The organism is Anaerococcus porci, assembly GCF_034090325.1.
Classification (GTDB): Bacteria; Bacillota; Clostridia; order Tissierellales; family Peptoniphilaceae; genus Anaerococcus; species Anaerococcus porci.
In genome coordinates this window covers 1-1,982 of record NZ_JAXDSU010000104.1, presented here as the reverse complement: position 1 = coordinate 1,982, position 1,982 = coordinate 1, and the positions used below count along the sequence as shown (strand labels likewise).

Below are 1,982 nucleotides of genomic sequence, written 5' to 3'. Positions count from 1 at the left end.
CTTCTCACATATTTCAAATACCCAGAAGGAATAAGAAAACTAATATATACAACAAACGCGATGGAAAACTTCAATAGACAACTAAGAAAAGTAACCAAAAATAAAACAATATTTCCAAATGACTACGCACTACAAAAAAGCCTATATTTAGCAATGGTAGATGCCTCAAGCAAATGGACAAGTAGAATTCGTGGCTGGGATCAAATCCTATCCCAAATATCAATATTTTTTGAAGGGAGGTTTTAAAAACAGGTAAAAAAACTATAAAATCAGCTGCAAATTTTCATGAAAATTTGACAGTTTATTAAGTTCGTATAAAATTAAGATAAGCTCCATTCCTATAGGAATGGACAGATATTGATACATAAAAAATTGTATCAACCCTTACCCATTGATCAGGATTTAGGTTGATACACAAAACTATTTACAGACCCCCTGCAAGCTATTAGTGTGCTTATTCAAACTCAATATTTAATTTATTTCCATCAATTTCTGGAATAACCCATATGCAATAATCATCCCAATTAGATAAACTTTTATTTTTTTCAAAATTTTCTTTAAATATATTAACCATTTCATTAGGTATTAACCAACCAAATAAAGTGTCTACTTCCATATCGTTAAACATCTTGTCATCACATTCTCCAAAATCAAGAAAGAAAACCCTATTTAATTTATTGGCTTCACTTTGAACAAATGTGAAATAATTAATGAATTCATTGCTTTCTTGCGTTCTTAATCCTAGCATTGTTAATACCTCCTTTCAAAATAGTTATAAACTCATTATTTTTATTAACCAATACTACATCATCGCCTTTTACATAAGCTATTACTGTATCGGTCTGTCCTCTCCAATTTACATTTCTAATAATACTGTCGTGATTTTCAACAAGATTGTTAATCATTTTAATAAATTCTTTTCTATCCGATTCCGAAGAAACATCCATACCATAATCCTTCATATATTTTTTAGATTTTTTCCCAAACTGCTTAGAATTTACTGAAAATTTATTTTTATTTGATAATCCTATCCCTTCCTTTACCTTATCATCTTCATTATAATTATAACCACTTTCATCTTCCTTATCAGCAAAATAAGCAACAGTAGTGCATCTACACCTAGGATGCCATTATTTATAACTATTTCTTTAATGCTATTTGTAATAAAGTTACCATTTATTCCTCCTTAGTTGATTTTTTAATAAGAATATAGTATATTATAAATAACTAGAGATACTTTCCACCTTCCGCATTTGTGGGGGAGTGAGTTAGTATCTCTATTTTTTCTTGTCTTTTTTATTTCTTTCAAAAAATTTCATTTCATATTTTTCGTACTAAAAAAGCACATCCTAACTCGAATGTGCTTTAAACATAGGTGGAACTGCCTCCTCTCCCACATTTCTATAAAATAGCGTTATCGGCAGATTTCTTAACATCTATGATTAATTCTATTATACTAATTCTTTTGCAATTTCCAAAAAGTTTTTCTTGTTTTCATCATAAATAACTTCTACATCAAAAATACTCTCTAAAAATTTTGCTAAGTTATCAATATTTTTATCATATTTTATAAAACTCTTAATTTGCTTTATCTCGTAGTTATACTCATCTTGAGGTGCATAAGGAAATAGAGAATATGGATCCCATTCCTTTATAATATTATCTATCTTCATCACTTATCATCTCCAAATAACTTTTTTACAATATTTTTCATATTATCATCAAAATCTTTTTCACTCCATGTTGTTATCAATTTACCATCTTTTCGCAATATTACAACACCTTTTGGCGATACATAAGCGTATTTTTCGTTTGGAATTTGCTCCACGCTTTTACCATTTTTAATAATATCTTCAACTAATGTTTTACTAATATTCCTAGATTCCATTTTTTCAAATGCATGAATTGATGATAAATCCCAATCAACATCTAAATCATCAACATCAACTACATTTCCAAATTTGCCCAAGTCAATTTTATCA

At 28.4% G+C, this 1,982-nt stretch carries 5 protein-coding genes; 1 reads left to right on the top strand and 4 read right to left on the bottom strand.

Annotated elements, in window-relative coordinates; translation table 11 throughout:
* Nucleotides 1–246, top strand: a 246-nt coding sequence (locus tag SOR60_RS10460; protein ID WP_320595906.1) for a transposase, incomplete at its 5' end; no start/stop codon positions are given.
* 208 nt (nucleotides 247–454) lie between these two features.
* Here the strand turns inward: SOR60_RS10460 and SOR60_RS10455 are convergent.
* The 4 genes from SOR60_RS10455 to SOR60_RS10440 all read right to left on the bottom strand — a co-directional run.
* Nucleotides 455–748 carry a hypothetical protein gene (locus tag SOR60_RS10455; RefSeq protein ID WP_320595905.1) on the bottom strand — a complete coding sequence of 98 codons (294 nt, stop codon included), beginning with the start codon at nucleotides 746–748 and terminating at the stop codon, nucleotides 455–457.
* Entirely contained in the window at nucleotides 717–947 is a 231-nt protein-coding gene (locus tag SOR60_RS10450; protein WP_320595904.1) for a hypothetical protein, read from the bottom strand. Before SOR60_RS10450 ends, SOR60_RS10455 begins: the two co-directional genes overlap by 32 nt.
* 504 nt (nucleotides 948–1,451) lie before the next feature.
* Entirely contained in the window at nucleotides 1,452–1,673 is a 222-nt protein-coding gene (locus tag SOR60_RS10445) for a DUF1871 domain-containing protein (protein ID WP_154539299.1), read from the bottom strand.
* Nucleotides 1,673–1,982, bottom strand: a 310-nt coding sequence (locus tag SOR60_RS10440) for a DUF4258 domain-containing protein (protein ID WP_320595903.1), incomplete at its 5' end; no start/stop codon positions are given. The genes SOR60_RS10445 and SOR60_RS10440, both read right to left, overlap by 1 nt.